The sequence below is a fragment of the Marilutibacter maris genome (genome assembly GCF_006546735.2).
Taxonomy (GTDB): Bacteria; Pseudomonadota; Gammaproteobacteria; order Xanthomonadales; family Xanthomonadaceae; genus Marilutibacter; species Marilutibacter maris.
The window spans coordinates 1-3,722 of record NZ_VICD02000139.1 but is presented as its reverse complement, the minus strand read 5'-3'; the positions used below and the strand labels follow the sequence as shown (position 1 = coordinate 3,722).

The 3,722-nt window shown below is 70.4% G+C and carries 5 protein-coding genes; 4 read left to right on the top strand and 1 reads right to left on the bottom strand.

The window, feature by feature from the left end; all coding sequences use genetic code 11:
• Positions 1-251 precede the first annotated feature (251 nt).
• The 3 genes from FKV24_RS08955 to FKV24_RS08945 are packed head-to-tail and all read left to right on the top strand — an operon-like array spanning position 252 to position 2,001.
• Positions 252-872: a lysozyme inhibitor LprI family protein gene (locus tag FKV24_RS08955; RefSeq protein WP_111267679.1), complete on the top strand. Its 621-nt coding sequence runs from the start codon at positions 252-254 to the stop codon at positions 870-872.
• Positions 869-1,420 (top strand): hypothetical protein, encoded by a 552-nt coding sequence (locus FKV24_RS08950; protein ID WP_141482138.1) that lies wholly within the window; start codon positions 869-871, stop codon positions 1,418-1,420. Before FKV24_RS08955 ends, FKV24_RS08950 begins: the two co-directional genes overlap by 4 nt.
• A 38-nt stretch (positions 1,421-1,458) precedes the next feature.
• Positions 1,459-2,001, top strand: coding sequence for a DUF924 family protein (locus FKV24_RS08945; RefSeq protein WP_141482137.1), 543 nt, complete (start codon positions 1,459-1,461; stop codon positions 1,999-2,001).
• Here the strand turns inward: FKV24_RS08945 and FKV24_RS08940 are convergent.
• The gene (locus FKV24_RS08940) at positions 1,991-2,833 is read right to left on the bottom strand and encodes an AraC family transcriptional regulator (RefSeq protein ID WP_111267676.1); all 843 of its coding nucleotides are present in this window, start codon (positions 2,831-2,833) and stop codon (positions 1,991-1,993) included. The two genes, FKV24_RS08945 and FKV24_RS08940, sit on opposite strands and share 11 nt — an antisense overlap.
• 149 nt (positions 2,834-2,982) lie before the next feature.
• On the opposite strand from FKV24_RS08940, the gene FKV24_RS08935 reads away from it, so the two are divergent.
• On the top strand, positions 2,983-3,528 hold the full coding sequence (locus FKV24_RS08935; RefSeq protein ID WP_141482136.1) for a carboxymuconolactone decarboxylase family protein: 546 nt from the start codon (positions 2,983-2,985) through the stop codon (positions 3,526-3,528).
• The last annotated feature ends 194 nt before the right edge of the window (positions 3,529-3,722 follow it).

Sequence of the window (3,722 nt, the reverse complement as noted above, 5' to 3'; positions counted from 1 at the left end):
CGTCTATGCCGGCAACGAGCGGGCCCAGGGGTTCTACCGCCGCGCCGGTTTCCAGACCGTCGGCGAGCGCCGCTTCCAGGTCGGCCAGCGCCACTACGAGGACGCGGTCATGGCCTTGGAACTGTGACCGCGAACGCCCGGGTTCGCAACGCTTGAGACCCCTCGCGGGCACACTATCGACATCGCAGGAGCGGACATCGGGCGCGTGCATGGGCACGCGATCACAGGGTCGGTAGAAGGAGCGCAAAGGGATGGAAAAGCTGGTGTATCTGATCGTCGGCGCGGCGCTGACCTGGGCGTTCTATTTCGTCCAGCGGCGGGTCGAACGACGCGGCGAGGTCGATGCGATCGAGCGTCACCAGAAGCTGCTCGCGCTGATGCGGGGGCTGGAGACCGCCGAGACCGATCTCGACGAACTGCGCCGCTTCGAGCACCGCCTGCTCGGTCGCGCCGAGACCGCGGCGCGCATCGCCGACAGCTACTTCAGCAAGGCCGAGGAAGTCGCGCGCCACGCCCGCGACGTGGAGGGCGTCGACGCGATCGACCACGAGGCGGCCCAAGCCTTTCGACGCGTCGACGCCGAGCTCGGCGAGTTGGTCGTGCACCTGCGCCGCCAGCTCGACGGCGAGGCCCTGCACACCTTCGAGCAGGCGCACGCGCGCTGGCTCGATTACCGCGAGCGCTACGCCCGTTTCATCGCCTCGTCCTACTCCGGCGGCGCGCTGCGTCCGTTGATCCACGCGGTGACCCTGGAGAGCGTGACCCTGGCCTGGATCAGCGAGCTGGAGATGCAGCTCGGCGACGAGGATGAGGACGGCGAAGGCGAGGACGGCGGCGATGCGACCGAGCCGGAAGTCGAGGCCGGCGCTTGAGCCTCGCCGAAGCGCTGCCCTGGCTGGGCCTGGCGGCACTGCCGCTGCTGGCGGCGGTCGCGCGTGCGCTGATCGAGCGCGAGGCGACGCGGACGTCGCCCGTGCTGCCCTGGCAGGCGCTGGCCTGGGATGCGAGCCGCGACGCGATCCTGTGTTCGCTGCGGTTCCTGCTGTTGGGGCCGCCGGTCGGGGCCGCGGTGCTGTGGCTGGTGATGCTGGCCACGGACGGCGTCGGCGCGATCGGCAGCGCCTGGAAGGCCGGGCTGATGATGCTGGGACTGGGGTGGCTCTTCGGTGGCGTTCAGGCGCTGGTGGCCGGTGCCGTGGCGGGCCTGCTGCGCCCGCTCGGGGGCTCGGTGCCCGCCTACGCGGCGGTGACCGTGTCTGGGTTGCTGGCCTGCGGATGCATGGCCTTCGTGTTCGGTTTCACCGAGGGCGCCCGCGCGCTGGAGCGGGTCGCGCTGCTCCTGCTGCTGCCCGCGTTGGTTGCCGGCCCGGTCTGCATGTGGACGCTGCATCGGGACCGCGATCGCGCGCGCGCCTGTTAGGGTATGGCGCCCCACGCAAGCTAATGAGGTGTATCGCCATGAACGTGACCGCAAAGGAAGTCGTTGATTTCTGGCGCGATGCCGGCCCCGAGCGCTGGTTCGCCAAGGACGAGACCTTCGACGACATGTGCGAGATGGCGTTCGAGGACGCGATGGACGATGCCGCCGCCGGCAAGGGCGAGGCCTGGATGAAGTCGGCCGAGGGCGCGCTGGCGCTGGTGCTGCTGCTCGACCAGATGCCGCGCAACATCCACCGCGGCACCGCCCGTGCCTTCGCCTACGACGAGATCGCGCGCCGCTACGCCGGCGAAGCGGTCGATCGCGGTTACGACGCCGAGATCGACCCGGCGCTGCGGGCGTTCTTCTACCTGCCGTTCGAGCATTCCGAGGACATCGGCGACCAGGAACGCTCGGTCGAGCTGCACCGCAATCTGGAAGGCGAGGGCGCCGACAAGTGGGCGGTGCTGCACAAGGAGATCATCGAACGCTTCGGCCGCTTCCCGCATCGCAACGCGGTGCTCGGCCGCGACACCACGGCCGAGGAGCAGGCCTGGCTCGACGCCGGCGGCTTCAAGGGCTGAGCGTGCGTTCCGGCAGCGTCTTCCGCCAGTCCCGCGGCGACAGCCCGCAGTGCTGGCTGAAGGCGCGCGACAGGGCGGTCGCGCTGCCGTAGCCGACCGCCTCGGCGACCAGGCCCAGCGGCCGGCCGCGCCGCAGCAGGTCCTGCGCCAGCGCGATCCGGTAACCGGCCAGATAGGCCATCGGGGTCTGCCCGACCGTGCGCGCGAAGGCTTCGGCGAAGCGGCTGCGCGACATCCCGGCGCGCGCGGCCAGCTCCGGCAGCGTCCACCCGTTCTGCGGCGCGTCGTGCATCGCGGTCAACGCCCGCGCCAGTTGCGGGTCGGCCAGGCCCGCGAGCGGGCCGTCGTCGAGCCGGCCCTGGTCCATCAGCCGTCGCAGCACCATCACCAGGACCACCTCGAACAAGCGATCGACCACGTGGCGATGGCCGCACAGGCCCGAGAACGCCTCCTCGAACAGCAGTTCCAGCACCCCGGCGCCGCCGGCGGGCAACTGCTCCAGCGGCATCACCACCAGCGGTGGCAGCGCGCGGGTCACCGGATTGTCCGGGGTCGCGCCGAGGCGGACATTGGCGCAGGCCATGTCGGCGCCGCGCTCGGGATCGGTGAGGAAACGGTGCGCGCGCGGGCGCGGGTACAACAGCAGGCTTGGCGTTTCGATCAGCTCGCGGCCGTCGTCGCCGTGGCGGATCTCGACGATGCCGCTGCGGATCAGGTGCAACTGGCCGGCATCGGCGTGCTCGGGGATCTCGTTGATCCCGCACAGCGGGCCGGAGTGGAACATGCCGGCGCTGACACTGAAGCGCTGGAGCAGGGCGTGCAATCGGTCCATGGCGGGGCCTGGGGGATCGGGGGTGAGCAAATCGCCGATTGGGACGATGGGTTGATAATTTTGGACTATACGTGACTTTTAGTCCCGCCGTCTGCGCGACATTGTCCTGGCGCCGCTTCCGGCGTTCACATCACAACCAGGAGAACCCCATGTCCCGCATCCCGCAGACCACCCTCGACAGCGCCCCGGCCGCCAGCCGTCCGACCCTGGAAGCGATCAAGGGCGCATTTGGCGTCGTTCCCAACATGTTCGCTACCGTTGCCCAGTCGCCGGCCGCCCTGGCCGCGTTGTGGGGCAGCTTCGGCGCACTGGGCGGCGGCCGCCTGCCGGCCGCGCTCGGCGAGCAGATCGCGGTCGCGGTCGCCAATCGCAACGAATGCGGTTACTGCCTGGCCGCGCACACCGCGCTGGGCCGCAAGGCCGGGGTCAGCGCCGAGGCGATGGCCCAGGCCCAGACCGGCCACAGCGACGACCCGGCCACCGCCGCGGCGCTGGCGTTCGCGTTGAAAGTGGTCGAGCGCCGCGCCCAGGTCGACGACGCCGACGTGCAGGTGCTGCGCGACGCCGGTTTCGACGACGAGGCGATCGTCGAGATCCTCGCCCACGTCGCCCTGAACCTGTTCACCAACTACGTCAACGTCGCCTTCGACGTACCGCTGGACTTCCCCCAGGTCGCCCTGCGCCGCGCCGCCTGAGCCGCGATCCCCGGGCTGCGCCCGGGAATCCCCAAAGTCTGCTGCGCAAACCTCGGGCCCCGCCGTTGCACTGCCAGACCCCCATTCGTGCCTGCGGCACGAATCGCCCCCTGACTCAGGGGGGAACGATATCCGGCCGCGCCCGGATATCTCCCAAAATTTGCTTCGCAAATCTTGGGCCCCGCCGTTGCGCT

Coding starts and splice junctions, on each gene's coding strand:
- FKV24_RS08955 (WP_111267679.1), top strand. CDS start 252: ATGGAAAAGCTGGTGTATCTGATCGTCGGCGCGGCGCTGACCTGGGCG.
- FKV24_RS08945 (WP_141482137.1), top strand. CDS start 1,459: ATGAACGTGACCGCAAAGGAAGTCGTTGATTTCTGGCGCGATGCCGGC.
- FKV24_RS08940 (WP_111267676.1), bottom strand. CDS start 2,833: ATGGACCGATTGCACGCCCTGCTCCAGCGCTTCAGTGTCAGCGCCGGC.
- FKV24_RS08935 (WP_141482136.1), top strand. CDS start 2,983: ATGTCCCGCATCCCGCAGACCACCCTCGACAGCGCCCCGGCCGCCAGC.